Consider the following 24251-nt stretch of genomic DNA (forward strand, 5'->3'; position numbering starts at 1 on the left):
AGCTCAGCCAGCGCTGAAATCAGGCGGACTGTCTTCGGCATCCAGCAGGGCATCCAGGGTCACCGCCGTTCTCACCAACGCCTGATACCGCTGCAGCGTTCGCCGGTTCTGGTCCAACCAACGCCCTGGAGCCGTCCCTCCATCCAGCTGCGGATGCTCACTGTCCATCAGCGGCAGGTCCTCCTCGCGAGCGATCAGGGCCAGCAACAACTCATGCAGGCGTTGACGACGCTGACTGGAGGGGCTCATAACGCCTTCACCAATTCCTGAAGGCGACGCTCCGCCAGCGGCGGCAGCTGCACCGGATCAGCGGTGTAGGACCGTGCTCGATCAATGCGGGCCTTGATCGGCGCCTCGGCCACCGGCCAGCTGGTCAAACCGAAGTGGGTGTAAATGCCTTCAACAGCCTGCAGCGGTTGGCTGATCAGGTCGTCATAGTCCAGCTCCAACAGCTGTTGCGCTGGGATCAGATGAAGGGAGGCCTCAAACGCTTCCAGCAGCTCCCGATGGGCCGTCGCCGTCTCTTCAACCTGTGTACGGGGATCCGGCAGCGGCTGCATCCCCACCAACGCCCCCAACCGTTGCTTCATTTGCACCAACGAGCGGATTGAGTCGACCGGAGATCGGAATAGCAGCACAAACCGGGCCCTGGGGAAATGTTTCAGCACCAGACTCACTCGGGCGGTTTGCACCGAGTTCTTGATCAACCAGTGCGATTTGCCTGCACCGTCATGCAGCCAGGTGAGCCTGCAGAACGTCAACTACTGCCGCTCATAGGCCGTGCTGGTCTCCAGCACGTGCCGGCGAAAGTTCGCGAGATAGTCCCGCGGGAATGCCATGCCACCCATGTTGGTGTCGAAGGTAAGCCTTGCCAAGCCGAGTTCGTCCTCCTGGGGGTCATCCGGGCCCCAGGGCACCGCATCGATCGGCCGAACCCGGGTGATCCAGACCTTCATCAAAGGGGCAATCCAGGGCTGAAGCAGCAACGCCACCTGGGGAGCCACCGTGAGCGTGTTGCGGGCTGTTGCCACGGCGGAATCACAGGCCAGCAGCTGGTGAAGAAAAGTGGTGCCACTGCGCCAATGGCCGATGATCACGATCGGATCGTCCGGCAGCTGCGCCCGCCGCAACCGCTTGGCAAACAGAAGCGATTGCAGCCATGCCAACGGCTCCACAAATAGACCGCTGAGGCCGATCAGCAAACCCACCCCCCAATGGGAGAACGAGGGACGGCAGCGCTGCAGCCCCCGCCAGAGCACCGATGGGCGGATGAATCCCGTTGCCACCACTCGATCAACCACCAGCTCGGCCCGTGCCATGGCTTCAAGAGGTCTGGCCACCAGAATGGCTGAATGATCGATGTGATCGGCACTGACGCAGGGGCACCGGCCTCGCTGCCCGCTGCGCAGCAAGCCCTGATTCGAGCTGCCGAACAGATCGCCGCACCGCGCCGGCTTCAGCCAGCCCTTGAAACGTGGCTGGAATGCCCGGTTCCCCTGATCGACAGCGACGACCCCCGCCATCTGGTGGAGGTGCTCAGCGCGCTCTCCGCTCAAACCAATGCGGTGGTGCTGGCCAGTGGGGACCCGCTCTGGTTCGGCATCGGCAGAATTCTGGCGGAGCGCCTCGGGCCGGAGCGGCTGCGCTTTCATCCCGCGCCCACCTGCCTGCAAATGGCCTTTGCCCGCATCGGTCGTCCCTGGCAGGACGCCCGCTGGGTGAGCCTGCATGGACGCGATCCCGAGCCCCTGGCCCGGGAACTGCAGACGCGGCCGAGGGCCCTGGCGGTGCTCACCGATCCTGGCCGTGGCGGTGCCGACGCCGTGCGCCGCTGTCTGCGAAGCAGCGGTCTGGAGGCGAGCTATCAGCTCTGGCTGGGGGAAAACCTTGGCCATGCCGACGAACGGATGCGGCTGATCCCGGCCGATGCCCCCCTGCCGGAGCCACTGCAGCCCTTGCTGGTGGCGCTGTTGATCGCCAAGGAACCGTCCATTCCGAACGAGAGGGCGTTGCCGTTGTTCGGTCTGGAGGATGGCCTGTACCTCCAGCACCCGGATCATCCCGGGCTGATGACCAAACGGGAGGCACGCATCCAGTTGCTGGCGGATCTGGAGCTGCCCGATCAAGGCGTGCTCTGGGACATTGGGGCCGGCACGGGCAGCATCGGCCTGGAGGCCCTTCGCCTGCGGCCCCAGCTCAGGCTGCTGGCGGTGGAGCGCAGGGCCGGTGGGGCTGCCTTGATCCAGGCCAATGCCCAGCGGCTCAAGGTGATGCCCAGCGCCGTGGTGGAAACCGATGCGCTGAGCCTGCTGTCCGCCGACCTGCTGGACGGCCTGGACCAACCGGATCGTGTGTTGCTGGGTGGTGGCGGCCCCCATCGCGAGACGCTGCTGAAGGCCGTGCTGCAACGGTTGCGTCCATCAGGGATCGTGGTGATTCCGCTGGCGACCCTTGAAGCGGTGGCCACACTGCGGCCGCTGCTGGAACAGTCAGGACTGACGGTGCAGCTCAATCAATTGCAGGCCTGGCGAGGCCAACCCCTCAGCAATGGCACCCGCCTGGCTCCAATGAACCCGATCCTGAGCCTGAAAGGCACAAAATCGTGACAAACACGTTTATTCATTAAGACGATATCGTCTCAATCTGGACTGGATCGCCAGGGCGAATGCCCAGGCGACGGGCCTCCCCGGCCCGCAACTCCACCACCCCATCACTGGAATCCGCCGGGCCGTAGCTGGGGCAAGGCAGCTTCGGACAAACCGGAACATCAGCCGCAATGGCCATCACCCGGTTGCCCCGCAGAAACAGCATGTCCAGCGGCGCCAGGGTGTTGAGCATCCAGAAGCTCAGCGGCCTGGGAGAGTCAAAGGGAAACCACATGCCCCGCAGCGGCGGCAGGGCCGGCCTCTGCATCAGACCGATCTGCTGCTGCTGTGGGGTGCGGGCTACCTCCAGGGCGATGCAGCGCCGGTCTTCCAGGCACCATTGCGCGGTGACGGGCAGCTGCTGCGGTGCCGGTAGATCCATGTTCAGCCTTCCCCGACGACAGGACCGAGGCTGTAGCCACGACCGCGCACCGTCAACAGCAACCGCGATTCGCCGTCGGCTTCCAGCTTCTGGCGCAGATAACGCACATACACCTCCACAACATTGCTGCTGGCCCGTTCGTCCTGCCAAACCTCCTGCAGCAACTGCTCACGGCTGAACACCTGCCCAGGCGACCGCATCAATACCAGCAGCAAGGCGAACTCACGGGCCGTGAGGGCCACGGTGCGGCCGGCCCGTCGCACCTGACGGGTGGCGCGATCAAGACTGAGATCACCCAGTTCCAGCAACGTCGGCCGATGACCCAGGCGGGCCTGGACGGTGCGATGCAACCGCAGGCGGAGCAGCAGATCACTGGGACCAATGGACGACAGCCAGAAGTCATCCGCCCCGGCGCAAAGGCAGGCCGCCCTGGCATCAACGCTGTCCTGTTTCAGATCCAGAAGGATCGGCATCCCCCGGAAGCGCTGACGCAGGTCCCGCACCTTGGCGGCCTGATCAGCAGCCAGCACCGCCGCTAGCGGCTCCTCACCCACCTGCGCCGTGCTGGAGGCCACACCGGCACTGAGCCAATCCACTGTGCTGTAGCCCGATGCCGCCAGCCGTGGAGCCAGAGCCACCGCTGACGCTCCCACCAACAGCAGAAGCGGCTCAGCGGTCATCCCTTATCTGGCTTAGCGATGTGCGGCAGGCCCCAACCCAGCTTGTTGCGCAGCACCTGGAAGAACTCATGATCCACCAACCGCACGAAACGCACCGGGTGTTCACTGCGGCGAATCAGAACGCGGTCCTCAGGCCAGACATAGCAACCAGCACTGCCATCCACCACCATCATCAGACGTTCAGGAGTCGCCGGGAACACCGTCACCGGTTCACGGTCGCTGAACACCAGCGCGCGGGAGGCCAGGGAATGGGGAGCGATCGGCGTCAGCTGCAGCACCGGACAATCGGGTGAAATCACCGGACCGCCGGCACTGAGGGCATAGGCCGTCGAGCCGGTGGGAGTGGAGAGGATCACGCCATCGGCGGCGATGTCCACTGGCGCATGACGCCCGATGGCGATCTCGAAGTGACACATGCTGGTGAGCGGCTCCCGGTGCAGTGCCATCTCGTTGAGCGACAGGGCTTCCCAGCGGCGCTGGTCCCCTCGCATCACACTCACCACCAGGTTGCTGCGCTCCTCGATCGTCCACTGCTCGGTGAGCACCACCTCCAGTGCCCGGTCGAGATCGCCGAGGTAAGCCTCCGCCAGAAAGCCCAGATGGCCGGTGTTGATGGTCAGGATCGGAACCCCCACCGGTGCGGTCTGCCGCGCTGCCGACAGCACCGTGCCGTCACCGCCCAGCACGATCGCCAGGGCAATGCTGCTGTTGAACCCCTCCGGCACGCAGGCGCTGTAGCCCAGCAAGCGGAGATGCTGATCCGGATTAGCGAAGCCCACCATGCCACCGGAACTACTGGCGCGAACCACCGCGTGGCCAGCCAGCTCCAACCGTTGCTGAATGGTGTCCGCCGTCTGCACCGCCAGCGGCTTGCCGTCATTCACGATCAGTCCGATCCGGGGCACTGACCGCTACAGCTAAGACGTGTTCAGCTTATGGGAGTCAGAACTGTTCGAGGAAGCGCAGATCGCTTGTGTAAAGCCGGCGGATGTCGTCAATGCCGTGACGGACCATGCAGAAGCGTTCAACCCCCAGACCAGCCGCAAAGCCGCTATAGCGCTCGGGATCGAGGCCCAGACCCTCCAGTACAGCGGGATCGACCATTCCACAGCCCATCACCTCCAACCAACGCCCCCGCCACTGCACGTCCACCTCGGCTGAAGGCTCCGTGAAGGGGAAGTAACTGGCCCGGAAGCGCACCGGCAGGTCGCCGAAGAAAGCCTTGAGGAAGGCCATCACCGTGCCGCGCAGGTGGCTGAAGTCGAGTCCCTCATCAATGGCCAGCACCTCCACCTGATGGAACACCGGCGAGTGGGTTGCATCGACGGCATCGCGTCGATACACCCGTCCAGGGGCGACGATGCGCACCGGTGGCGGGTTCTGCTCCAGGTGGCGGATCTGCACCGGTGAGGTGTGGGTCCGCAGCAGCAGATCACCCTTCAGATAAAAGGTGTCCTGCATGTCCCGGGCCGGATGGTCCTCGGGAATGTTCAGCGCCGTAAAGTTGTAGTGGTCCTTCTCCACCTCGGGCCCTTCGGCCACGCTGTAACCGAGGCCGAGAAAAAGATCGACGATCTCCTCGGTGGTGGTGATCAAGGGGTGGCGGTGCCCCATCGGGATCCCCGACGCCGGCGCCGTCACATCAATGCTTTCGCGGGCGATGCGTTCCGCCATCGCAGCCTGCTTCACCGCCGCAAGACGCTCAGCCAGCAGGCTCTGCACCTGGGTTTTGAGCACATTGGCCCGCTGACCCACCAGCGGGCGTTCACTGCCAGGCAGCTTGCCCATGGCCCCGAGCACCCCAGAGATCCGTCCTTTTTTGCCTAGCAGACCCACCCGCAGTTGTTCGAGGGCCGCGGCATCGGACGCCTCGAAGATTTCGGTTGTGGCCTGCTGCTCGAGCGCATCCAGCTGATCGGTGAGCTGCTGCAGGGTGACCGGGGCGCTCACGGGCCTGTGGCGAAAGGCAGCTGACTGTAAGCAGCCAGCCCGCTTAGGTTCCCCCCACCCACCAGCCAAGCCATGCGGGTCCTGATCAGCAATGACGATGGCGTCTTCGCCGAAGGCATCCGCACCCTGGCGGCGGCTGCCGTCGCCCGCGGCCACGACGTCACCGTGGTCTGCCCGGATCAGGAGCGCTCCGCCACCGGCCATGGCCTCACGCTGCAGACCCCCATCCGGGCGGAGCGGGCCGATGAACTGTTCGTTCCTGGCGTGACCGCCTGGGCCTGCTCCGGCACACCGGCGGATTGCATGAAGCTGGCCCTGTTCGAACTGGTGAAGGACAAACCTGATCTGGTGCTCTCCGGCATCAACCACGGCCCCAACCTGGGCACCGATGTGTTCTGCTCCGGCACCGTCGCTGCGGCGATGGAAGGCACCCTGGAGGGCATCCCATCAATGGCGATCAGCAGCGCCTGCTTCCAGTGGCGGCAGTTCCAGGCCGGCGCCGAACTGGCGGTGGAGATCGCCGAACAGGCCTTGGCGGATCAATGGCCGGAGAACCTGCTACTCAACCTCAACATCCCCCCCTGCAATCGGGACGCCATGGGCCCGCTGCGCTGGACCCGCCTGTCGATCCGCCGCTATGACGAGCAGTTCAGTTCCAGGGTGGACCCGCGGGGTCGGGCCTATTACTGGCTGGCCGGTGAAGTGGTGAACGACCTGGAGTCTGCCGGTGAAGGTCCGCGGGACTGGCCCAGCGATGTGGCTCAGATCCATGCCAACAGTCCATCCCTCACCCCGATCCAACCCGATCTGTTCTGGCGGGGATCCCTCAGTGGACTGCCGCAGCTGAAGCTGAAGGATCAGCTGGTGCGATAGATCCGCTGCAGCAGCCACAGTGAGAACAGCAGGCCGATCAAGTGGGCGAACAGCACCTGGGTGTTGCTGAGCACTGACAGCATCTCCAGGGAGGTGATGGCCAGGTTATCCGCCATGCCACGACCTCCGATGGCGATGCCGGGGGTCTGCATCGACGCCTGCACAAACAGGCTGCCGGCAAGGGCCTGATAGCCGATGGCCGCGAACACGAGACCTAGCAGGTCTGCGATCAACCCCCGTTTGATCAAACGAGCGGTTTCCCTGCGACTTGGCCTGGCGCCGCTGTCGATCGCACGACCGGTGCGCACGATCAACCAGCCCTGCCACAGGCTGTAGAGCAGCACCAGGAAAGCCAGGGTCGTCAGAGAGAGGCCAGGGCCAAGGCCGACGGCGCGCTCTGCGTTACGGGCCAGGCTGCTACCCACGTTGTTGAACAGCAGCACCCCCACCACCACGATGCCGAGCACCACTTGAATCCAGAAGCGGATCCAGCCCATGCGACGCACACCGAAGGACAGCTGCTGGAAATCAAGGCGATCCGCCATGGCTGGGGGGTCAGTCGTCCAAACTTGCCACCAAAGCGCACCGTCTGCACCCCGCGTTGATCCCCCTTTGTTCGCCACAGGACGCCCGCAGGCCGACCGCTCTGGCACTGGGCAGTTTTGATGGGCTGCATGCCGGCCACCGCCGTGTGATCGGCCAGGCCATCGCGGGTGCCTCTGCGGTGCCCACGGTGGTGAGCTTCTGGCCCCACCCGCGGGAGGTGCTGTTCGGTGAAGCCCGACTGCGGCTGGATCTGCCCAGCGAAAAGCTGGAGCTGCTGCAGCCGCTGGGCATTGAGCAGCTGGTGCTGGTTCCCTTCACCCCGGAGCTGGCCCAGCTGAGTGCAGAAGCGTTCGTCAACACCGTGCTGCTGGAGACCCTGCAGGCGCAGCGGATCGTCGTGGGGGCCAACTTCCGCTTCGGCTACAAGCGCAGTGGAGACGCTGACCTACTCCGCCAGGTGGCCGCGGCCCGGGGGGTGGAGGTGCTGTTGACGGAGATCGTGGAGGACGCCAACGGACGGATGAGCAGCAGCCGTATCCGCGCTGCTCTGGACACCGGCGATCTGGACACCGCCAAGTCCCTGCTAGGCCGTCCCTACCGTTTCCGCGGTCGGGTGGTGCGGGGCCGTGGTCTGGGTCGCGAACTGGGCTGGCCCACCGCCAATCTGCAGGTGGACGGCCGCAAGTTCCTGCCGGCACTGGGGGTATATGCCGCCTGGGCCTGGGTGGACAGCGGGGATCAGCCCCTGGCCGCCGTGATGAATCTGGGTCCGCAACCGACGGTGGATCCCACCTCCCCCTCGGCTGTGGAGGTGCACCTGCTGGACCGCACGATCGAATTGGAGGGCCGCCAGCTGACGGTGGAACCCGTGCAGCGGCTCCGCGGTCAGCAGCGGTTCAGCGGACTGGAGGAACTCAGTGCTCAGATCGGCCGAGATGCCGACCAGGCCCGGTCGCTGCTGTCGGTTCAGACCGGTGTTGGGTAAGCGTTGGCCAGGCCCCAGACGATGAACACGCCGATTCCCCCCAGCAACACGATGCCCCACACAAGAACGTGCATGGGACTGTCAGATCCACCGTTCTCCATGACTCAAGGGAGTGCGATCCTCCAAAGGGTGCCACGAATCTGATGGGTTGCGAGTCGTCCTTGGATCCCCGTGTGGCAAGGCTGATCGATGCCAATCTCGATCGAGCCCGCGAAGGGCTGAGGGTCGTTGAGGACTGGTGCCGTTTCGGACTGGAGCGGGATGACCTGGTGATCAGCCTCAAGGATTGGCGTCAGCGACTCGGCAAGCTGCATCAGGAGCGCTACAAGCGAGCCCGCTCCACCGTCACCGACCCTGGTGCGGGCATGGAGCATCCGGCGCAGCTCGACCGTCACAGCCCCCGGCAAGTCGTGGAGGCCAACTGCGGCCGGGTGCAGGAAGCCCTAAGAGTGCTGGAGGAATACGGGCGCAACGTGGATGCCCCTCTGTCCGCTGAGGCCGCCGCCATCCGCTACGGCCTTTACGACCTGGAGGTGACCTGCCTCACAGCGACCAGCGGCAACAACCGTCGGAACCGGTTGGAGGACTGCCAGCTCTGCCTGATCACCAGCCCATGCCCTGACTTGGTCGATCGTGTGACAGCTGCTCTGCGCAGCGGTGTGGCCATGGTTCAGCACCGCTGTAAATCCGGAAGCGACCTGGAACGACTGGCGGAAGCCAGAACCCTGGCTGCTCTCTGCCGTGATCACGGCGCTCTGTTGATCATCAACGACCGGATTGATCTGGCCCTGGCCGTGGATGCCGACGGCGTTCATCTGGGTCAGGACGACCTGCCCACTGATGTGGCCCGTGGCTTGATCGGCCCCGGACGTCTCCTCGGACGCAGCACCCATTCCCTGAACCAGGTAGCGGAAGCACACCGCGAGGAATGCGACTACCTGGGTCTTGGTCCCGTCAACAACACCGCCGTGAAGCCGGAGCGGCCGGCCATCGGCGCTGCCTTGGTGGGTGAAGCGCTGGCCATCACGCACAAGCCGGTGTTCGCCATCGGTGGCATCACCCAGGCCAACCTTGATGCGCTCATGGCAGTGGGGTGCCGGCGCGTGGCGGTGATCGGAGCGATCATGGGAGCTGACAATCCCGAAAAGGCCAGTCAGAACCTGCTTAGCAGCCTGTCGCGCCCAACCCTTTAATCCATGGCTCTGAAGCTCACAGTCAATGGCGAAGTCCGCTGCCTGGACCCTGAGCCGATGCCTCCAACCCTCGAAGCGGTGATCACCGCCTTGGGACATAACCCCCAGCTGGTGGTGGCAGAGCACAACGGTGTGATCGCGCCCTGTGGTGGCTGGGCCAGCACAACAGTGGGTGAAGGCGACAGCTTGGAGATCGTCACCATCGTTGGAGGTGGTTCCTAGAGTCGATTCAGCAATAGTTCGTCGTTTTGATCGCTCGGAAGCAAACCTGGACCCGCCGGTTGTTGGCCACCGTTCTGGTGCCACTGGTGGTGTTCGGCTTCGGGTTGATCAGTGCCCAACCGGCCGATGCCGCCCGCGGTGGTCGGATGGGGGGCGGCAGCTTCCGAGCACCATCGATGCCACGCACCGGTGGCCGCAGCTACGGCGGTGGTTATGGCGGTGGCATGCGCGGAGGTGGCTACCGCGGCGGTGGCTTCGGCTTCCCGTTCATCATTCCGATCTTCGGATTCGGCGGCGGTGGACTGTTCGGCCTGCTGATCCTGATGGCCGTGGCTGGGGTTCTGGTTAACGCCGTTCGCGGTGGTGGCGGCGCCCCTGCCATTGGTGGAGGTTCGCCAATGCCGGCGGTCCCCAGCAAAGTCAACATGCTTCAGGTGCAGGTGGGGATGCTGGCCAGCGCCAAGTCGCTACAGGAGGACCTGCGCCGACTGGCGGTCTCCTCCGACACCTCCAGCTCCAGTGGCCTGCAGCGGCTGTTGCAGGAATCCACATTGGCCTTGCTGCGCCAGCCTGAGCTTTGGGTCTACGCCAATGCAGAGAGCGGCAGTGTGCCGTTCAGCAGCGCGGAATCCACGTTCAATCGGCTGTCGATGAACGAGCGCAGTAAGCTCGATGCCGAACTCACCAGCAATGTCGGCGGACAGAAGCTCAGCGGCGGGACCACCGAGAAAGTGGGCGATGCGGATGCCACCAATGAATTCATTGTGGTCACCCTGCTGGTGGCATCCACCGCAACGGCCAGCCTCAAGGGAGCCAGCACCGGTGAGGACCTACGCCAGACGCTGCGCATCCTCGGTTCAACGGCGTCCTCGGAACTGATGGCGCTTGAGGTGATCTGGCAACCGGAGGGCCGCGGCGATGTCCTCAGCGCCGAGGAACTTCTCACTGCCTACCCGAACTTGCAGCATCTCTGAGGATCTGAAGATTTTCTTCCGCAGATCGAGCGCAATATGAGCACTTTTCCTCAGGATCAACACCTAGTTTTCGATTAAGCACATTTGTTCGAATTCATTGACTCCCGATCCACGCGCAATGGAATGGCAACAGGATGGGGAGCTGTCACGATCCGATTGGAGTGCTCTGATGAGCACACTGCAGCAGGTGGAAACCGATCACAACTCCGCTGAATTGGAGCGATTGGGAGATTTCAACGGCGGCCAGGCAGGCTGACCATCAACGACCCCGCAGCATCCGCAACGCTGCCATCGCTGCTCCATAACCGTTGTCGATGTTGACCACGGTCAACCCCGGTGCACAGCTGGCAAGCATGCCCTCGAGAGCTGTCCTGCCTCCCTGGCTGATGCCATAGCCAACAGAAACCGGAACACCGATGATCGGCTGAGGCACCAACCCAGCCAGCACGGTCGGCAGAGCCCCTTCCATGCCGGCGCAGGCGATCAACACAACAGCAGACTCCAGTCGTGGGAGCTGGTCCAGCAGCCGATGCAGGCCCGCCACCCCCACATCCATCAGCGGATCCACGGCAATGCCATGGCAGCTCAGAGCAAGAATTGCTTCTGCCACGACGCTGCGATCACTGCTGCCACCACTGAGCACCGCCACGGGCGGCGGTCCGGGTGGCGGGGCAGGCAGTTCCCCAAGGGTCAGACAGCGGGCATCAGCATGAGCCTTCACAGCAGGAAGAGCTGCCAGCACCGCATCGGCCTTCTCTGATGACACCCGGGTCACCAAACCCAACTCATCGGCCGCTGAAAACCGCTCCAGGATTGTGATGATCTGCTCGGCGGTCTTGTGCTCACCCCAGACCGCCTCGACCATGCCAAGCCGCTCCCGTCGCTTCAGGTCCAGGCGAGCGTCGATCATCGAGAAGGCAGCTCCTGAACCCGAAGTTCGCCTTCCGCCAGCAAGGGGAACAACGTCCCTGCGGCCGGATCCCGCTTCAAGGCCTGATTCACCTGGGCCTCAAAGACCTCCTGCACCCGCTCCACCTCGGCAGCAGGAATGGCTTTCCATTGCTCACGGCTGCTCCAACGGATTAGCAGCAGGCCCTCCTCTCGCTGTGGATCCCAGAACAGCTGGCGTCCTTCGAATCCAGATTGCTGCTCCAGCCAGGGCTGCCAGCTGCTGGCCTCGGCCTGCAACCAGAGCTCGCGATGGGAGGCCGGCACAGCCAGTCGCAACTGTTCAATCACCCCCTGCTCCGCCATGGCTGGTGCTGCAACCCCCAGCAGCATGGCCAGAAGCAATGCGATAGCGCGAGTCACGGCTGGCCCAGCAGGACAACGGCCTGACAGCTGATGCCTTCCTCCCGCCCCTCCGGTCCCAGCCGTTCGTTGGTGGTGGCCTTCACACCAACGGCATCGGCAGCGATCCCGATACGGGTTGCGATATTGCCGCGCATCGCCTCGATGTGGGGTTTCAGCTTGGGCCGCTCGGCGATCACCACCGCATCGACGTTCACCACCTGCCAACCCCGTTGCGTCACCAAGGCCACCAACTGCTCCAGCAGCTGGAGGCTGTCGGCCCCCTTCCATTGCGGATCCGTCGGCGGGAAGTACTTGCCGATGTCTCCGAGCGACAGCGCACCAAGCAGGGCATCCATCACCGCATGCACCAGCACATCTGCATCGCTGTGGCCATCAAGGCCAAGCCCATCGGGATGCTCCAGGGTGACCCCACCGAGGATCAGCGCGCGGCCCTGCACCAACCGGTGGATGTCGTACCCGTTGCCGATCCGCATCTGCATGGCCGCTCCAGCGTCATCACGCGCCATTCTCCAGCGCGCATAGAGATCGGGGCGACGATCCCGCGTGCGTTGCTCCCGCTGCTGCTGGCGCCAGGTCTCGATGGCGGCGTGGTTTCCGCTCCGCAACACCGCCGGCACAGCCATGCCCTGGAACTCCGCCGGTCGGGTGTAGTGGGGATGTTCCAGCAACAGCGCGCTGTGACTTTCCTCCACCAGTGACTGGGCTGTGCCGACCGTTCCCGGCAACAGCCGCACCACCCCATTGATCACGGTCATCGCCGGCAGCTCGCCACCGGTGAGCACGAAATCACCGGCGGACACCTCCTCATCGACAAGGCTGCGGATGCGTTCATCAAAGCCCTCGTAATGGCCGCAAAGCAGCACCAGCTGATCGTGGTCATGGGCCCAACGCTGCAGATCGGCCTGATGCAGAGGACGCCCCTGGGGAGACATCAGCAGCACCCGAGCACTGCTGCGCCGGGGAATCGACTCCACCGCTGCGAACACCGGTTCCGGCTTCAGCACCATGCCGGCGCCGCCCCCATAGGGCTCATCGTCCACCTTGCGGTAGCGGTCGGTGGCGAAATCGCGGGGGTTGTGGAGATGCAACTCGGCAATGTCGCTCCCGAAAGCACGACCGATCACCCCCAGCTCGAGCAAGGGCGCAAAGGCCTGCGGCGCCAGACTCACCACATCGAGGCGATAGGGCGCCATCAGGGTTCAGGCGGCAGCTTTGGACACCCGGCGGATGTCCGTACAGAAACTCCCCTGCCGCGGCGTTCCGTCCTGATCGGTGGCCGTGGTGCTGCGCAGTCGCAGATTGGCGCGGGTGAACCAGATCCGCTCCTGAACCGTCATCCCATCTGGGCGCGACAGGTTCAATTCCATGCTGCCGTCAGGCCAGAAGCGCCACTGCCCCGCGGCTGTTCCATCGATGGCCAAGGCACCATCCCGAAAAAACCGCAGGGTGGTGGTGGCGCCTCCAGGGGCGGTCACCACCAGCTCCCCTTCCGCTTCATCCACTGCTTCGCCGAATCGCACCACCAGCTCTCCGCGTTCGCTGCTGTGCCAGTCATCGTCGCCGCCGCTTGAGAGCTCAAAGCTGCTGCGCAGGCTCATCCACTCGCCGGCACAGAGCCCGAGAAACGCTGCGGCATCTGCCGGAGGGAAGGGTTGGTCGCTCATCAGTCCATCTTCTCAGTCAGCTTCACCAGGTGAAGGGCAAAAACGGGTAAGGACGGTTCCAGCCGTAGAGGGCCAGGCGCTCACGTCCTGGTTGAGCGGCCCCACGCCGATGGAAGGCAAACACATCCGCCAGCACCAGGGTGTTGGCCTGGCAGGGCAAAGCCACCGGCGCCGGCAGCCCAAGGGCCTCAAGATCCTTCTCCTGGATTCGAAACGAGCCGGAGACATCCGGCTGCTGCTGTTGGCGGATCGCCGCATTGGCGGTGTCCTGCTCCCAGCGCAGCCGCTCTGGGGTGAGCCGATGGCTGCCGGGCACCACTTCAAAAGGACCATCCTCTGCCGCAACAGGCCTCAGAAACAGCCAGAACTTCAGCGCCCGAAAAAATGTGTCGCGGTGCAGGTCCTTCTGCAGATCGGGCGTGCGGCTCTCTTCACCGTGAACCGTGAGGTAAACGTCCAATTTGTGCAAATCCATCGGTACACCGATCGCCTGGCGGGACCAACGGCTGAGGCGGGGATCGCGGCTCACCACCGCCGCGTGGGGCAACGTCACGGGATCGATGTGCAGGAATCGGTTGAGAGTGCCGCCGTCGTAGCGATCGAACCCCCCGGGGAACGGCTGTTTGGGCTGGAATCCTGTTCGCTCGTTGGCGGGCATCGGATGCTGCGCCTGAGAAGCAGCCAGGTGAGCCTCCACCTCATCCCGCACGGCCCTGAATGTCGGCTCCGGCAAGACGTCCTGCACCAACAGAAAACCATCCCGCTCCAGCTGGCGCTCCTGGACCGGTCTCAACCAGCGACGCCAGCGGCAGAGCGCTTCCGCCAGCTGCACGCGATGGCGATGCAACTGCCAACGCCGGTTCAGCATCGGATGCCCCACCCAGGGGTCACGGAAGCTCTTGGTGCGGCTGAGCAGCGACAGCATCAGGAGTCCACCCCATAGCCCAGCTCGGCAAGCCGAGCCGGTTTGCTGCGCCAGTCGGGAACCACCTTCACGAACAGCTCCAGATACACCGGCCCGTCGATCAGGGTCTGCATCTGCAGCCGGGCGCCCTGGCCGATGGTCTTGAGCATCGCCCCGCCTTTGCCGATCAGGATTCCCTTCTGGCTTTTGCGCTCCACCATCACCGTGGCCAGCACAGCCGTACGCCCGCCACCCTTGCCGCCAGCAGGCAGTTCCTCCACGCGATCGATGGTCACCGCAACGCTGTGGGGAATCTCCTCGCGGGTGTGCAGCAGCACCTGCTCTCGGATCAGCTCTCCCATCAACACCCGCTCCGGTTGGTCAGAGACCATGTCCGGGGGATACAACTGCGGGCCCAGAGGCAACTGGTCCGCCATCGCCGAGCTCAGTGCGCTGCAGCCCTCTCCGGACAAGGCACTGCAGCGGTGAATCGGCCAAGCCGTCTCCTGGAGCAGCTCGCCGTAGGCCGCCTCTGCCTCCGCATGACGATCCTCCGGCAGCTTGTCCCATTTATTCAGGGCCACCAAGACCGGCAGCGGCTGCTGCCGCAGCAGATTGACGATGAAGGCATCCCCACGCCCCGGCCGCTCACAGCCCTCCAGCAACAGCACCACCAGATCCACTTCGCCGATGGCACTGCGGGCGCTTTGCACCAACCGTTCCCCCAGCAAGTGGTGGGGTTTGTGAATGCCTGGGGTGTCCACAAGGACCATCTGGGCGTCCTCGGTGGTGAGGATGGCCCGCAGACGGTTACGGGTGGTCTGGGCCACAGGCGAGGTGATCGCCACCTTCTCCCCTACCAGCTGGTTCACCAGGGTGGATTTGCCCACGTTGGGCCTGCCGATCAGTGCGATGAAGCCGGAGCGGTGGTTCTTCGACGACGAAGTGGAATGCATGACGCAAGTCTGCGCCGTCACTGTCCCCGTTTCGTTGTGCAGTTCCGGCCATAGCCTGGCCCGCAGGGCAGATCACAGCCATGGCGGAGCAGCAACCCACCTTCCAGCAGGCGATGGAGATCACCGCTGCCTGGCTGCAGCAGTGGGAGAACGAGGAGATCAGCGATGAGGTGCTGGCGGACCGAATCGGAGAAATGGTGTCCAGCCGCGACGGCGCTCGGGGGTTCTTTGTGGTCAGCCTGGCTGGCGACAGCGCGCTGATGGATCGACTGCCGGATGCTGTGGTGGGGCAGTTGCGTGCCGCAGGCTCCGGAGTTGTTGAACTGAGCGTGCGCAACCTGGCCATGAGCACAGCGATGGCGGTTGCTCACGGCCGATCCGGTGACAGCGCTCAGCAGGCGGGATCGCAACGGGTGAGCAGCCGCTGCTCGGAATTGCTGCGTCAACTGGAGCCGGCCCTCGTCAAGGAGCGGCTGGAGCAACTGCTGGAGGCAACGGTCAACAACACAGGTGCTGATGTCGCCTTTCTGGAGAAGTGGGGCTATGACGCCGAGCAGCGTGTTGCGATCAGCAAGAGCGTCTACGCCGTCGCCGACGACTGAGGGCTGAGACCAACCAAAAAAAAGCCCCGGATCATCCGGGGGTTAAGGAAGAGAATCAACTTCGAAAGGAGCTATCCGATCGCAATCAAGCGTTTCAGTCGCGGCGGCCTCCGCCGTTGAGCACGATGATCAATCGCAGGATGAAGATAAACAGGTTGATGTAGGTGAGATACATGCTGAGGGCACCCGCCAGGTACTGCTCATCCCGATAAGCACGAGGCATTGTGTAGAAGTCGACGAAGGCTGCGCCAACGAACAGCACCGTGCCGAACCCGGCAATCATCAGCTCGAAGCTGGTGCCATGGAACATCGCCGGAGCGAAGATTCCACCGATGAATTGAACCACCATCGCCAGGATCAGGCCGATCAACCCCAGGCCGACAACACCGGACAACGCCTGACCAACGCTGTCGCTCATGCGGCGCCCCACAATCGAGGCGATCACAAAGGTGATGCCCGTGGCCAGGGCAGCGGTGCCGACGGCTCCGACTCCGGCAACCGCACCCGCGAGAGCCACCAGACCACTGAGGGTGAAACCGGTGATCAGGCTGTAAACGGCCAGTAGTGGCAACGCCGTGGCGTTATTGCCCTTCATCGCGACGTTCTGCGCCACGAAGAACAGAATCAAGTTGCCGATAACTGCCACCCAGAACATGGGCATGAACATCGGCGTTGCCATCATCGACAAACCGCCGATCACCCCGACGGAGGTGAGGACCATGCCGCCACCGACGTAGGGCAGGGCTTTGTTGACCACATTGGGTCCAACCAGGGCGCTGGACTGCGCGTCGCGGATGGCCTGTTGGAAATTGCTGCTTGCTGGCATGTCGACCAGACCACAATCACTCCAATTATCCTGCCAGCGTTGACAAGGGTCTGGGGTTCGGATCTCCCTATCGACGCACAGGCCTTGACGACCGCTGGTCGTCAAGGCGGGCATAGGCCTCCACCACCCGCTGCACCAGCGGATGTCGCACCACATCAGCTGACGTCAACCGACACACGGCAACACCCTCAACGCCATCCAGCACATCGGAAGCTTCCACCAGACCACTCGGAACACCCTGGGGAAGATCAACCTGGGTGATGTCACCGGTGACCACCATCCGAGAGCGCTCGCCCAGGCGGGTCAGCACCATGCGCATCTGAGCCGGTGTGGTGTTCTGCGCCTCATCCAGGATCACAAACGCGTCACTGAGGGTGCGTCCCCGCATGTAGGCCAGTGGAGCCACCTCAATCACACCTTTCTCCAGCAACACCGTTGTTTTGTCTGGCCCCAGCAGGGCATGCAGGGCGTCATACAGCGGCCGTAGGTAGGGATCCACCTTCTGCTGCAGATCTCCAGGAAGAAACCCCAGTCGCTCTCCCGCCTCAACAGCGGGTCGGGTCAGGACCAATCGTTCCACCTTGCGCTCCGTCAGCATTCGCACCGCCAGAACCGTGGCTAGAAAGGTCTTGCCCGTTCCCGCGGGTCCAAGCGCGAAGGTGAGATCGTGTCGCTCCATGGCATCGACGTAATGCTTCTGCCGCAGCGTCCGCGGTCTGAGCATCGAACCGGTCTGGCTGCGTGCCAGCACCTGTTCTCCCATCGCAGCATGGTCGTCGCCCTGACCGCTGCTGAGGGCACCAAGAGCAGCCTGAAGATCAACGCTGGAGACGGCTTGCCCGTCCTGCCAGATCGGCCTCACCAGTTCCACCACCGCAGCGGCCCGCTCGATCTGCGTCGGCCGCCCGGTGATCATCAACTGAAGCCCCCGCAACACCAAGGACGCTCCTGTCAGAGCCTCGAGGCGATGCAGGGTGGTTTCTGCAGCTCCAGCCAGGGCCAAAGCTGCCTCAAGATCGGGAAGATCAAAAATGAAGCGGTTGCGAGCGCCGTCCTCAGGCACCGGGGAGATCAGCCTTCGCTGGATTCGGTCTCACCGTCAGGGGCGTCTTCAGCCTTGGCAGCCTCAGCAGCGGCTGCGGCTTCCGCTTCAGCGGCTGCCTTGGCTTCAGCAGCTTCCTTGGCGGCCTGCTTGGCCTCTTCCTCGCGCTTGGCAGCCTGCTTGGCTTTACCAACGGTCTCCGCAGGGCGGATCGTCTTTTCAATCAAGCCACCGCGCTCGAGCAGCGTGCGTACCACATCGGTGGGCTGGGCACCTTGGCCCAGACGCTCACGAATCGCCTCGGTGTCGAGCCGGGTCTCCTTAGTACGAGGGTTGTAGAAGCCAAGCTCCTGGAGCGGACGCCCATCCCGGCGGGAGGTGCTGTTGGAGGCCACGAGGCGGAAGCTCGCTTCCCGCTTCTTACCGAACCGCTTCAGGCGGAGCTTGATCATCGTGGCCTTGGTGTGAAGGTTGGAAGGTGATTCAGGCAGTGCCGCAGCAGCCGCCAAACAACCACCATACCTTCCGGCCTAAAGATCTCCGAAACCGCGACGCTTTTTAGCTGGCTTCTGGCGCTTTGGAGGACCACCGCGACCGGGCCGCCCGCCACCACCCGGCATAGCGCCCATGCCAGGCATGCCACCCATGCCAGGCATACCGCCCATTCCCGGCATGCCGCCCATGCCAGGCATACCGCCCATTCCCGGCATGCCGCCCATGCCAGGCATGCCGCCCATGCCAGGCATGCCGCCCATGCCAGGCATGCCACCACGACTCATCTGCTGCATGAAGCCACGCATCTTCTGAAAGTCCGCCAGCACCTTGTCGACATCCGCCGGTTGATGACCACTGCCAGCAGCGATGCGGCGACGACGGGACGGCTGACCTGCCAGCAGATCGGGGTTTTCCCGTTCCTTCGGCGTCATGGAACCGATCATCGCTTCGATCCGTTTCAACTGCTGCTCCCCCTGCTTGAGCATCCCGTCGTCGAGCTTGTTCATGCCTGGGATCATCTTCATCAAGCCCCCGAGCGACCCCATCCGCTTGATCAGACGCATCTGCTGCACGAAGTCCGAGAAATCGAACGTCGCCTCCTGCAGCTTCTTCTGCATCTTCTCGACATCTGCGAGCTCAACCTCCTTCTGCGCCTTCTCCACCAGCGTCAGCACATCGCCCATGCCTAGGATGCGATTGGCCATCCGTTCGGGGTGGAAGGGCTGGAGCGCCTCCACCTTCTCGCCGGTGCCGATGAACTTGATCGGCTGACCGCTCACCTTGCGGATTGAGAGGGCGGCACCGCCGCGGGAATCACCATCCAGCTTGGTCAGCACTGCACCGGTGATGCCCACCTGGTCGTGGAAGGCACGGGTGAGCTCAGCAGCCTCCTGGCCGATCATCGAATCCACCACCAGCAGCACCTCATCGGGCTGCACGGCGGTGCGGATCCGCACCATCTCCTCCATCATCTCGGTGTCGATCTGAAGGCGACCGGCGGTGTCCACCAGCAAGGTGTCGAAGCCCTCCTCCTTCGCCTTGGCCAGACCAGCCGCGGCAATGTCTTCTGGCTTGGCCTCAGCACCGAGGCTGAACACCTCCACATCGATCTGAGCACCGAGCGTTTTCAACTGCTCGATGGCGGCTGGCCGGTAGACGTCGGCACCCACCATCAGGGCACGACGCCCCTGATCCTTGAGGTGCAGGCCGAGCTTGGCCGTGGCCGTGGTTTTACCTGCACCCTGCAGACCTGCCATCAACACCACCGTTGGCGCCTCAGCCGCGTTGGCCAGAGGGGCGTTATCGCCCCCCATAACCTCCACCAGCTGCTCGTGCACCACTTGGATGAACTTCTGATCCGGACTGACACCGCGCACCACCTCGGCACCGACGGCCTTCTCGCGCACATCGGCAACGAAGTCCTTCACCACTGGAAGGCTCACGTCGGCCTCCAGCAGGGCACGACGCACATCTTTCAGCGCGCCTTCAACGTTGGTGTCGCTGATCTTGTCCTGGCCTTTCAGCCCTTTGACCGCATCCTCAAACCGGGCTGACAGCTCGTCGAACATTGGGGCGGCTCGATTGATTCAGTATCCCGATCGTAAAAAGCGACGCTGCGAGGAAGAATCAACCCTGTGGGACGTAGGCCGTCAGCTTCCACTGATCTGCGTCACGACCCAGGATGTAGGTGACCGTAAGGTTGCCCGGCTCAGTGCGATCCACCACAGTGCCGGATCGATCAGTGGTGCTGTCGCTGTAAGCCACCTGGGCCTGCAATTCGATGCGACGCGGCTGTCGGCTGACGACATCAAGGGATGTCACCGAGGCCTTGACAACTGTGGTGGTGCCCGCGGCAACGGCCGCAGCCCGCTCCTGATCCACCCGATCGATCAAATGCTGCCGCGCCACCACAGGAAGCTGAGAGGGCTGGCCCTGGAGAGCCTGGGCCTTGCTGTCAAGCCAACCCTGAACCAGCATCCGCAGTTGAGCGTCATCGGGCGCATCACTGAGCAGTGGTTGCAGCTGAGCTGCAACTTTGGACGCCTCCGGTTGAAGGATCGCTTTCGGTTTCAGGGTTGCTGAATCCTGCGCCGACGACTTGGGCTCAACGGCGTCCTGACGATCCGGCTCGGGTTGCAAGACCACCGGAGCCGTCTCCCGCGGGCGCAGCGTCACAGCAGCGGCCAAAGCGGCCAACAAGCCCACCACCACTGACGCCACCACCCATCTGAGACGGTTGGGCAACCTTTCAAAGGCCGTGTCGGAGGACGAAGCCTCCTCAACCGGCAATTGGTCGTCGTCCAACGCCGTTTCATGCAGCGTGCTGGCATCAGCCGACAGCACAGAGCTCAATCCAGCCCCTGTCACGGTTGCAGCAGAGCCAACAAGACGGGCCGACTGGCGATCGATGCGATCGACATAGGCCTGCACATCACGGTCTGCGAACCAGGCGTCGAGGTCAACGCCGGCGGCATCGACATCCCGATAACCGGGGAGCACATCCCGTTCAAGCCAGACCCTGCAGTACTCGCACTGGGCCGCAAGATGATCGCCGGGATGCTCCGCCAGCCAGCGCAGGAGCTCCTCGTCACGGATGGCACTGAAGTGCAGCGAGGCCTCCGCAACATTGCCCAACAACAGATCAAGACAGCCCAGCAGCGGCATCGGATCCAGATCGGATGCCCCCAACCGCTGCAGCTGTTCGCGGGCCTGCTCGAGGAACTCAGGCTTCCGTCGTGAATAGCCCGCAGCTGCCAGGGCAAAGACCGCCAGACAACCGGCTTCGCTGGAGCCCTCCGCGAACCAACCACGGAACAGATCGACCTGCTCCTGCAGCGTTAGAAAGCGGCGGATCTGCTGGAAAAACGATTCGAAATCAGCCTGCCCCATGGCAGCTGGGGCATCGGAATCCAGTCCCTCAGGATCCAAACCACCCCGATCGCGCACCAGTTGATCCAACAGGGAGATTCCCTGCTGGCGGGCTTCGGCATCGGATAGATCCCGGCTCAGCAGATCCAACACCCGATAGGGCAGCAGGTCATCCAGCTCCAGCTGAAGGCGGGCCTGCTGATCCGGCAACTTGCCTATTCTCTGCTGCAGTTCGATGCCGTCCCGCAGCAGTTGTGCAGCGGACTCGTAACGCCGCTGCTGCTGCTCATCCCGGGCCGCGTCGCGGCAGGCGAGGGCTGCCAGCAGCGTGAGGTCGGCTTCACGGCCACTGCCAAGGGCTGGCGCCTGAGGCGGCTGCAAACCCTGCCGGGAGAGTTGGAACGCTTCCAAGGCCGCTCCTGCCTCCCACAGCAGGATCAATCCAGCCACTTCGCTGCTGGCAGCGAGATCGAGGCCGACGGTTTCATTGGGATGGATCGAGCTCAACGACAGCAGCGCTGCCTCGTAGTCAGCCCTTTCACTCGGATCCGTCAGCAGATCAGCTGATCGACGCAACAGCGCCTGCCGCTGCAGCAGTCCCTCATGGGTGAAGCCATCGTCCGGCGGACTGTCACTGCGGGTCTGAAGACGCCGCAGGATGGAGGCTGGATCGGCGGAGGGACTGACACCCAGCAGCCGGAAATGATCGATGGGCAGATCCAACGTCCACAGGTCCCCAAAGGGCGAACTTTAGTCAGTGTCAGGGATTTTGCCCATCGCACAACGGCTGGCCCTTACAGTCACCCCCATTGATTAGGACGGTCATGGGTCAGGACCTTGCGGTCGACACCGCCCCCATCGGCAGCGCAGCCGCTGGTCCCCACGCCGAACGCCTGTCCAACCTCGTCACAGCCCAGCGGGCCACTGTCGACCGGGAGACGGGGCTGGAGCTGTTCCGCGACATGACCCTCGGCCGTCGCTTCGAGGACAAGTGCGCGGAAATGTATTACCGCGGCAAGATGTTTGGCTTCGTTCACCTTTACAACGGCCAGGAGGCCGTGAGCACCGGGGTGATCGGCGCCATGAAGCGCCAGCACGATTGGTTTTGCAGCACCTATCGAGACCACGTGCACGCCCTGAGCGCCGGTGTTCCAGCGCGGGAGGTGATGAGTGAGCTGTTCGGCAAGGAAACAGGCTGCAGCAAGGGGCGGGGTGGTTCCATGCACCTCTTCTCCAAGGAGCACCACCTGCTGGGGGGCTTCGCCTTCATCGCAGAGGGCATCCCCGTTGCTCTGGGGTCAGCCTTCACCAGCCGCTACAAGCGTGATGCCCTGGGGGACGCCTCCAGCAACGCCGTCACAGCAGCGTTCTTCGGTGATGGCACCTGCAACAATGGCCAATTCTTCGAGTGCATGAACATGGCGCAACTGTGGAAGCTGCCGATCCTGTTCGTGGTGGAAAACAACAAGTGGGCCATCGGCATGGCCCATGACCGTGCCACCAGTGATCCGGAGATCTGGCGCAAAGCAGCGTCGTTCGGCATGGCCGGCGAAGAGGTGGACGGCATGGACGTGCTAGCGGTCCGCGCCGCGGCCCAACGAGCCGTGGAACGGGCGCGCGCAGGGGAAGGTCCCACCCTGCTGGAGTGCCTGACCTATCGATTCCGTGGTCACTCACTTGCAGACCCGGATGAACTCCGCGCTGAACAGGAGAAACAGTTCTGGGCCGAGCGCGACCCGATTAAGGCTCTTGAGCGCGATCTCTGCGAGGCCAATCTGGTGAGCAGCGACGAACTGCGAAGCATCGAGAAAGAGATCGATGCCATCGTTCAGGACTGTGTGGAGTTCGCCCTCTCGGCTCCTGAGCCCGATCCAACGGAGCTCACCCGCTACATCTGGGCTGAAGACTGACCCAGATCCGTCCGACTGCTCAGATTCCGCTGGGCAGCCGACGGGTCAGGTTGCGCAACTTGCGCAATGCCTTGAGCTCCACCTGACGGACACGCTCTCGAGAGACGTCCATCAGCCTCCCGATTTCAGCCAGGGTGTGACGCTCGTTGCCTTCGAGTCCAAAGCGAAGCTTGAGCACATGCTGCTCCTGCTCGCTGAGGTGACTGAGCCAGCGTCCGAGCTGTTCATGATGGATGCGTTGCTCAACGATGTCGAGCGGCTCATCTAGGGAAGAGTCGGCAATCAGGTCACCCAGGAAACTGCGGCCTTCCTCGCCATTCACAGGGGCGTCGAGACTGCTCGTGGTGAGAGCCTGCCTCAGGAGTGAGTCGAGCTCATCGAGGGGAATGTCCATCGCTTCTGCGATTTCCACCCGGCTGGGCATCGCACCAAGCTTGTGAGCCAGATCAAGACTCACCTTGCGAATCGTGGTGAGGCGCTCGCTGAGGTGAACCGGAAGCCTGATGGTGCGGGACTGACAGGCGATGGCACGGGTCATGCTCTGGCGGATCCACCAGAAGGCGTACGTGGAAAATTTGTATCCGCGGGTGGGGTCAAACTTCTCAACAGCACGCTCGAGGCCTAAAGATCCTTCCTGGATCAGATCCAGCAGTTCCAGACCTTTTCCTTGATATTTCTTGGCAACACTCACAACCAGGCGAAGGTTGGCCTTCATCATTCGTTCTTTCGCCCGTCGACCGATGCGGAGCATCCGCCGCTGCTTCCCCGTCAGCTCGTGGTCTTCGAAAGTTTTAGAACCGTCTTCGGTCAGGGTCATCATCGCCTGGACCTGATTGCCCAGTTCGATTTCTTCTGCCGGGGTAAGCAGAGGAATTCGGCCGATCGTGGTCAAATACCAACTAACAGGATCGCTACTGCGGCGGCGCTGAGAGTCGATGGGTTTCTGAGATGTTGAAACCATTGCGTGTCCTCCGCCGTGGTGTGAGAACTTTCTTATGAAGATCCAAAAAACAGAAGTGTTTTCAGCAACCTTTCAGATTTGTGCGAGCAAATCGAAACACTTCAGAATTTCCTCGCATTTGATTCAATAACGCTCGATTTGGACCAATGTCCCCTAACCAATTTTTCATATCGAAACCGTCATAAAACAAAATTGCCTCCAACACAATTGTCCCGAAAACGTGACATCAATTCTGCGGTTCAGCTGGAACTTGGGCGAT

At 63.2% G+C, this 24251-nt stretch carries 29 protein-coding genes; 9 read left to right on the top strand and 20 right to left on the bottom strand.

Annotation, left to right across the window (positions count from 1 at the left end; all coding sequences use genetic code 11):
* Positions 1–3 precede the first annotated feature (3 nt).
* From SynA1524_RS07915 to SynA1524_RS13215, 3 genes are read right to left on the bottom strand one after another with little or no spacing between them, the layout of a single operon-like run.
* Positions 4–249, bottom strand: coding sequence for a DUF8678 family protein (locus SynA1524_RS07915; RefSeq protein ID WP_186496631.1), 246 nt, complete (start codon positions 247–249; stop codon positions 4–6).
* Positions 246–761 (bottom strand): sulfotransferase family protein, encoded by a 516-nt coding sequence (locus tag SynA1524_RS13210; protein ID WP_353616551.1) that lies wholly within the window; start codon positions 759–761, stop codon positions 246–248. The genes SynA1524_RS07915 and SynA1524_RS13210 overlap by 4 nt, the downstream gene beginning before the upstream one ends.
* Entirely contained in the window at positions 762–1340 is a 579-nt protein-coding gene (locus tag SynA1524_RS13215) for a sulfotransferase (protein ID WP_353616552.1), read from the bottom strand. It abuts the gene before it with no gap.
* A 12-nt stretch (positions 1341–1352) separates the two neighbouring features.
* On the opposite strand from SynA1524_RS13215, the gene cbiE reads away from it, so the two are divergent.
* Entirely contained in the window at positions 1353–2606 is a 1254-nt protein-coding gene (cbiE, locus tag SynA1524_RS07925; protein WP_186496633.1) for a precorrin-6y C5,15-methyltransferase (decarboxylating) subunit CbiE, read from the top strand.
* A 16-nt stretch (positions 2607–2622) separates the two neighbouring features.
* Here the strand turns inward: cbiE and SynA1524_RS07930 are convergent, their stop codons facing one another.
* The 4 genes from SynA1524_RS07930 to pheS are packed head-to-tail and all read right to left on the bottom strand — an operon-like array spanning position 2623 to position 5657.
* Positions 2623–3027 carry a DUF192 domain-containing protein gene (locus SynA1524_RS07930; protein ID WP_186496635.1) on the bottom strand — a complete coding sequence of 135 codons (405 nt, stop codon included), beginning with the start codon at positions 3025–3027 and terminating at the stop codon, positions 2623–2625.
* A gap of 2 nt (positions 3028–3029) precedes the next feature.
* Positions 3030–3707 carry a winged helix-turn-helix domain-containing protein gene (locus SynA1524_RS07935; protein ID WP_186496637.1) on the bottom strand — a complete coding sequence of 226 codons (678 nt, stop codon included), beginning with the start codon at positions 3705–3707 and terminating at the stop codon, positions 3030–3032.
* The gene (locus SynA1524_RS07940) at positions 3704–4612 is read right to left on the bottom strand and encodes an NAD(+) kinase (protein ID WP_186496639.1); all 909 of its coding nucleotides are present in this window, start codon (positions 4610–4612) and stop codon (positions 3704–3706) included. Before SynA1524_RS07940 ends, SynA1524_RS07935 begins: the two co-directional genes overlap by 4 nt.
* A gap of 37 nt (positions 4613–4649) precedes the next feature.
* Positions 4650–5657, bottom strand: coding sequence for a phenylalanine--tRNA ligase subunit alpha (pheS, locus tag SynA1524_RS07945; protein ID WP_186496641.1), 1008 nt, complete (start codon positions 5655–5657; stop codon positions 4650–4652).
* A gap of 72 nt (positions 5658–5729) precedes the next feature.
* Between pheS and surE the strand changes: the two genes are divergently transcribed.
* On the top strand, positions 5730–6530 hold the full coding sequence (surE, locus tag SynA1524_RS07950; RefSeq protein WP_186496643.1) for a 5'/3'-nucleotidase SurE: 801 nt from the start codon (positions 5730–5732) through the stop codon (positions 6528–6530).
* Here the strand turns inward: surE and SynA1524_RS07955 are convergent.
* Positions 6515–7075, bottom strand: a complete 561-nt coding sequence (locus SynA1524_RS07955; RefSeq protein WP_186496645.1) for a DUF3611 family protein — start codon at positions 7073–7075, stop codon at positions 6515–6517. The genes surE and SynA1524_RS07955 overlap by 16 nt on opposite strands.
* Positions 7076–7131: 56 nt before the next feature.
* On the opposite strand from SynA1524_RS07955, the gene SynA1524_RS07960 reads away from it, so the two are divergent.
* From SynA1524_RS07960 to SynA1524_RS07980, 5 genes are all read left to right on the top strand, one after another.
* Entirely contained in the window at positions 7132–8061 is a 930-nt protein-coding gene (locus SynA1524_RS07960; RefSeq protein ID WP_186496647.1) for a bifunctional riboflavin kinase/FAD synthetase, read from the top strand.
* Positions 8062–8204: 143 nt separating this feature from the next.
* Positions 8205–9254 (top strand): thiamine phosphate synthase, encoded by a 1050-nt coding sequence (locus SynA1524_RS07965; protein ID WP_186496649.1) that lies wholly within the window; start codon positions 8205–8207, stop codon positions 9252–9254.
* A 3-nt stretch (positions 9255–9257) separates the two neighbouring features.
* Positions 9258–9476 (top strand): sulfur carrier protein ThiS, encoded by a 219-nt coding sequence (gene thiS, locus SynA1524_RS07970; RefSeq protein WP_186496651.1) that lies wholly within the window; start codon positions 9258–9260, stop codon positions 9474–9476.
* Between the two features lie 26 nt (positions 9477–9502).
* The gene (locus SynA1524_RS07975; RefSeq protein WP_186496653.1) at positions 9503–10450 is read left to right on the top strand and encodes a DUF1517 domain-containing protein; all 948 of its coding nucleotides are present in this window, start codon (positions 9503–9505) and stop codon (positions 10448–10450) included.
* Between the two features lie 118 nt (positions 10451–10568).
* Positions 10569–10706 carry a DUF8633 family putative protein gene (locus SynA1524_RS07980; protein ID WP_186496655.1) on the top strand — a complete coding sequence of 46 codons (138 nt, stop codon included), beginning with the start codon at positions 10569–10571 and terminating at the stop codon, positions 10704–10706.
* A 3-nt stretch (positions 10707–10709) separates the two neighbouring features.
* On the opposite strand, the gene larB is transcribed toward SynA1524_RS07980, so the two are convergent.
* From larB to era, 6 genes are read right to left on the bottom strand one after another with little or no spacing between them, the layout of a single operon-like run.
* Positions 10710–11360 carry a nickel pincer cofactor biosynthesis protein LarB gene (gene larB, locus SynA1524_RS07985; protein WP_186496663.1) on the bottom strand — a complete coding sequence of 217 codons (651 nt, stop codon included), beginning with the start codon at positions 11358–11360 and terminating at the stop codon, positions 10710–10712.
* Positions 11357–11761 carry a TIGR03792 family protein gene (locus SynA1524_RS07990; RefSeq protein ID WP_186496664.1) on the bottom strand — a complete coding sequence of 135 codons (405 nt, stop codon included), beginning with the start codon at positions 11759–11761 and terminating at the stop codon, positions 11357–11359. Before SynA1524_RS07990 ends, larB begins: the two co-directional genes overlap by 4 nt.
* Complete coding sequence (trmD, locus tag SynA1524_RS07995) at positions 11758–12957, bottom strand: tRNA (guanosine(37)-N1)-methyltransferase TrmD (protein ID WP_186496665.1); 1200 nt, start codon at positions 12955–12957, stop codon at positions 11758–11760. Before trmD ends, SynA1524_RS07990 begins: the two co-directional genes overlap by 4 nt.
* Positions 12958–12963: 6 nt before the next feature.
* Positions 12964–13428 carry a phycobiliprotein lyase gene (locus SynA1524_RS08000; protein ID WP_186496666.1) on the bottom strand — a complete coding sequence of 155 codons (465 nt, stop codon included), beginning with the start codon at positions 13426–13428 and terminating at the stop codon, positions 12964–12966.
* Between the two features lie 22 nt (positions 13429–13450).
* Positions 13451–14353: a phytanoyl-CoA dioxygenase family protein gene (locus SynA1524_RS08005; protein WP_186496669.1), complete on the bottom strand. Its 903-nt coding sequence runs from the start codon at positions 14351–14353 to the stop codon at positions 13451–13453.
* Positions 14353–15288, bottom strand: a complete 936-nt coding sequence (gene era, locus SynA1524_RS08010; RefSeq protein WP_186496671.1) for a GTPase Era — start codon at positions 15286–15288, stop codon at positions 14353–14355. The genes SynA1524_RS08005 and era overlap by 1 nt, the downstream gene beginning before the upstream one ends.
* An 80-nt stretch (positions 15289–15368) precedes the next feature.
* Here era and SynA1524_RS08015 point away from each other — a divergent pair, with 80 nt between their 5' ends.
* Positions 15369–15890, top strand: coding sequence for a sll1618 family protein (locus SynA1524_RS08015; protein WP_186496673.1), 522 nt, complete (start codon positions 15369–15371; stop codon positions 15888–15890).
* Between the two features lie 94 nt (positions 15891–15984).
* On the opposite strand, the gene SynA1524_RS08020 is transcribed toward SynA1524_RS08015, so the two are convergent.
* The 5 genes from SynA1524_RS08020 to SynA1524_RS08040 all read right to left on the bottom strand — a co-directional run bounded on the left by SynA1524_RS08020 (position 15985) and on the right by SynA1524_RS08040 (position 21844).
* Positions 15985–16716, bottom strand: coding sequence for a Bax inhibitor-1/YccA family protein (locus SynA1524_RS08020; RefSeq protein ID WP_186496675.1), 732 nt, complete (start codon positions 16714–16716; stop codon positions 15985–15987).
* 67 nt (positions 16717–16783) lie between these two features.
* The gene (locus tag SynA1524_RS08025; RefSeq protein ID WP_186496677.1) at positions 16784–17779 is read right to left on the bottom strand and encodes a PhoH family protein; all 996 of its coding nucleotides are present in this window, start codon (positions 17777–17779) and stop codon (positions 16784–16786) included.
* An 8-nt stretch (positions 17780–17787) separates the two neighbouring features.
* A complete protein-coding gene (gene rpsP / locus SynA1524_RS08030; RefSeq protein ID WP_186496687.1) occupies positions 17788–18210 on the bottom strand; it encodes a 30S ribosomal protein S16 in 423 nt (140 codons plus the stop codon).
* 78 nt (positions 18211–18288) lie between these two features.
* The gene (gene ffh / locus SynA1524_RS08035) at positions 18289–19821 is read right to left on the bottom strand and encodes a signal recognition particle protein (RefSeq protein WP_186496689.1); all 1533 of its coding nucleotides are present in this window, start codon (positions 19819–19821) and stop codon (positions 18289–18291) included.
* A gap of 58 nt (positions 19822–19879) precedes the next feature.
* The gene (locus tag SynA1524_RS08040) at positions 19880–21844 is read right to left on the bottom strand and encodes an IMS domain-containing protein (RefSeq protein ID WP_186496691.1); all 1965 of its coding nucleotides are present in this window, start codon (positions 21842–21844) and stop codon (positions 19880–19882) included.
* A 101-nt stretch (positions 21845–21945) separates the two neighbouring features.
* Between SynA1524_RS08040 and pdhA the strand changes: the two genes are divergently transcribed.
* Positions 21946–23031, top strand: coding sequence for a pyruvate dehydrogenase (acetyl-transferring) E1 component subunit alpha (pdhA, locus tag SynA1524_RS08045; RefSeq protein ID WP_186496693.1), 1086 nt, complete (start codon positions 21946–21948; stop codon positions 23029–23031).
* 19 nt (positions 23032–23050) lie between these two features.
* Here the strand turns inward: pdhA and SynA1524_RS08050 are convergent, their stop codons facing one another.
* The gene (locus SynA1524_RS08050; RefSeq protein WP_186496695.1) at positions 23051–23992 is read right to left on the bottom strand and encodes an RpoD/SigA family RNA polymerase sigma factor; all 942 of its coding nucleotides are present in this window, start codon (positions 23990–23992) and stop codon (positions 23051–23053) included.
* Positions 23993–24251 lie beyond the last annotated feature (259 nt).

The organism is Synechococcus sp. A15-24 (assembly GCF_014280195.1).
In the GTDB taxonomy this organism is placed as follows: Bacteria; Cyanobacteriota; Cyanobacteriia; order PCC-6307; family Cyanobiaceae; genus Parasynechococcus.

What these genes read in the sequence shown, in the direction of transcription:
- SynA1524_RS07915 (WP_186496631.1), bottom strand. Translation starts at nt 249, where the DNA reads ATGAGCCCCTCCAGTCAGCGTCGTCAACGCCTGCATGAGTTGTTGCTG.
- cbiE (WP_186496633.1), top strand. Translation starts at nt 1,353, where the DNA reads ATGATCGATGTGATCGGCACTGACGCAGGGGCACCGGCCTCGCTGCCC.
- SynA1524_RS07930 (WP_186496635.1), bottom strand. Translation starts at nt 3,027, where the DNA reads ATGGATCTACCGGCACCGCAGCAGCTGCCCGTCACCGCGCAATGGTGC.
- SynA1524_RS07935 (WP_186496637.1), bottom strand. Translation starts at nt 3,707, where the DNA reads ATGACCGCTGAGCCGCTTCTGCTGTTGGTGGGAGCGTCAGCGGTGGCT.
- surE (WP_186496643.1), top strand. Translation starts at nt 5,730, where the DNA reads ATGCGGGTCCTGATCAGCAATGACGATGGCGTCTTCGCCGAAGGCATC.
- SynA1524_RS07955 (WP_186496645.1), bottom strand. Translation starts at nt 7,075, where the DNA reads ATGGCGGATCGCCTTGATTTCCAGCAGCTGTCCTTCGGTGTGCGTCGC.
- SynA1524_RS07965 (WP_186496649.1), top strand. Translation starts at nt 8,205, where the DNA reads ATGGGTTGCGAGTCGTCCTTGGATCCCCGTGTGGCAAGGCTGATCGAT.
- thiS (WP_186496651.1), top strand. Translation starts at nt 9,258, where the DNA reads ATGGCTCTGAAGCTCACAGTCAATGGCGAAGTCCGCTGCCTGGACCCT.
- SynA1524_RS07980 (WP_186496655.1), top strand. Translation starts at nt 10,569, where the DNA reads ATGGAATGGCAACAGGATGGGGAGCTGTCACGATCCGATTGGAGTGCT.
- larB (WP_186496663.1), bottom strand. Translation starts at nt 11,360, where the DNA reads ATGATCGACGCTCGCCTGGACCTGAAGCGACGGGAGCGGCTTGGCATG.
- trmD (WP_186496665.1), bottom strand. Translation starts at nt 12,957, where the DNA reads ATGGCGCCCTATCGCCTCGATGTGGTGAGTCTGGCGCCGCAGGCCTTT.
- SynA1524_RS08000 (WP_186496666.1), bottom strand. Translation starts at nt 13,428, where the DNA reads ATGAGCGACCAACCCTTCCCTCCGGCAGATGCCGCAGCGTTTCTCGGG.
- SynA1524_RS08005 (WP_186496669.1), bottom strand. Translation starts at nt 14,353, where the DNA reads ATGCTGTCGCTGCTCAGCCGCACCAAGAGCTTCCGTGACCCCTGGGTG.
- era (WP_186496671.1), bottom strand. Translation starts at nt 15,288, where the DNA reads ATGCATTCCACTTCGTCGTCGAAGAACCACCGCTCCGGCTTCATCGCA.
- SynA1524_RS08015 (WP_186496673.1), top strand. Translation starts at nt 15,369, where the DNA reads ATGGCGGAGCAGCAACCCACCTTCCAGCAGGCGATGGAGATCACCGCT.
- SynA1524_RS08020 (WP_186496675.1), bottom strand. Translation starts at nt 16,716, where the DNA reads ATGCCAGCAAGCAGCAATTTCCAACAGGCCATCCGCGACGCGCAGTCC.
- rpsP (WP_186496687.1), bottom strand. Translation starts at nt 18,210, where the DNA reads ATGATCAAGCTCCGCCTGAAGCGGTTCGGTAAGAAGCGGGAAGCGAGC.
- ffh (WP_186496689.1), bottom strand. Translation starts at nt 19,821, where the DNA reads ATGTTCGACGAGCTGTCAGCCCGGTTTGAGGATGCGGTCAAAGGGCTG.
- pdhA (WP_186496693.1), top strand. Translation starts at nt 21,946, where the DNA reads ATGGGTCAGGACCTTGCGGTCGACACCGCCCCCATCGGCAGCGCAGCC.
- SynA1524_RS08050 (WP_186496695.1), bottom strand. Translation starts at nt 23,992, where the DNA reads ATGGTTTCAACATCTCAGAAACCCATCGACTCTCAGCGCCGCCGCAGT.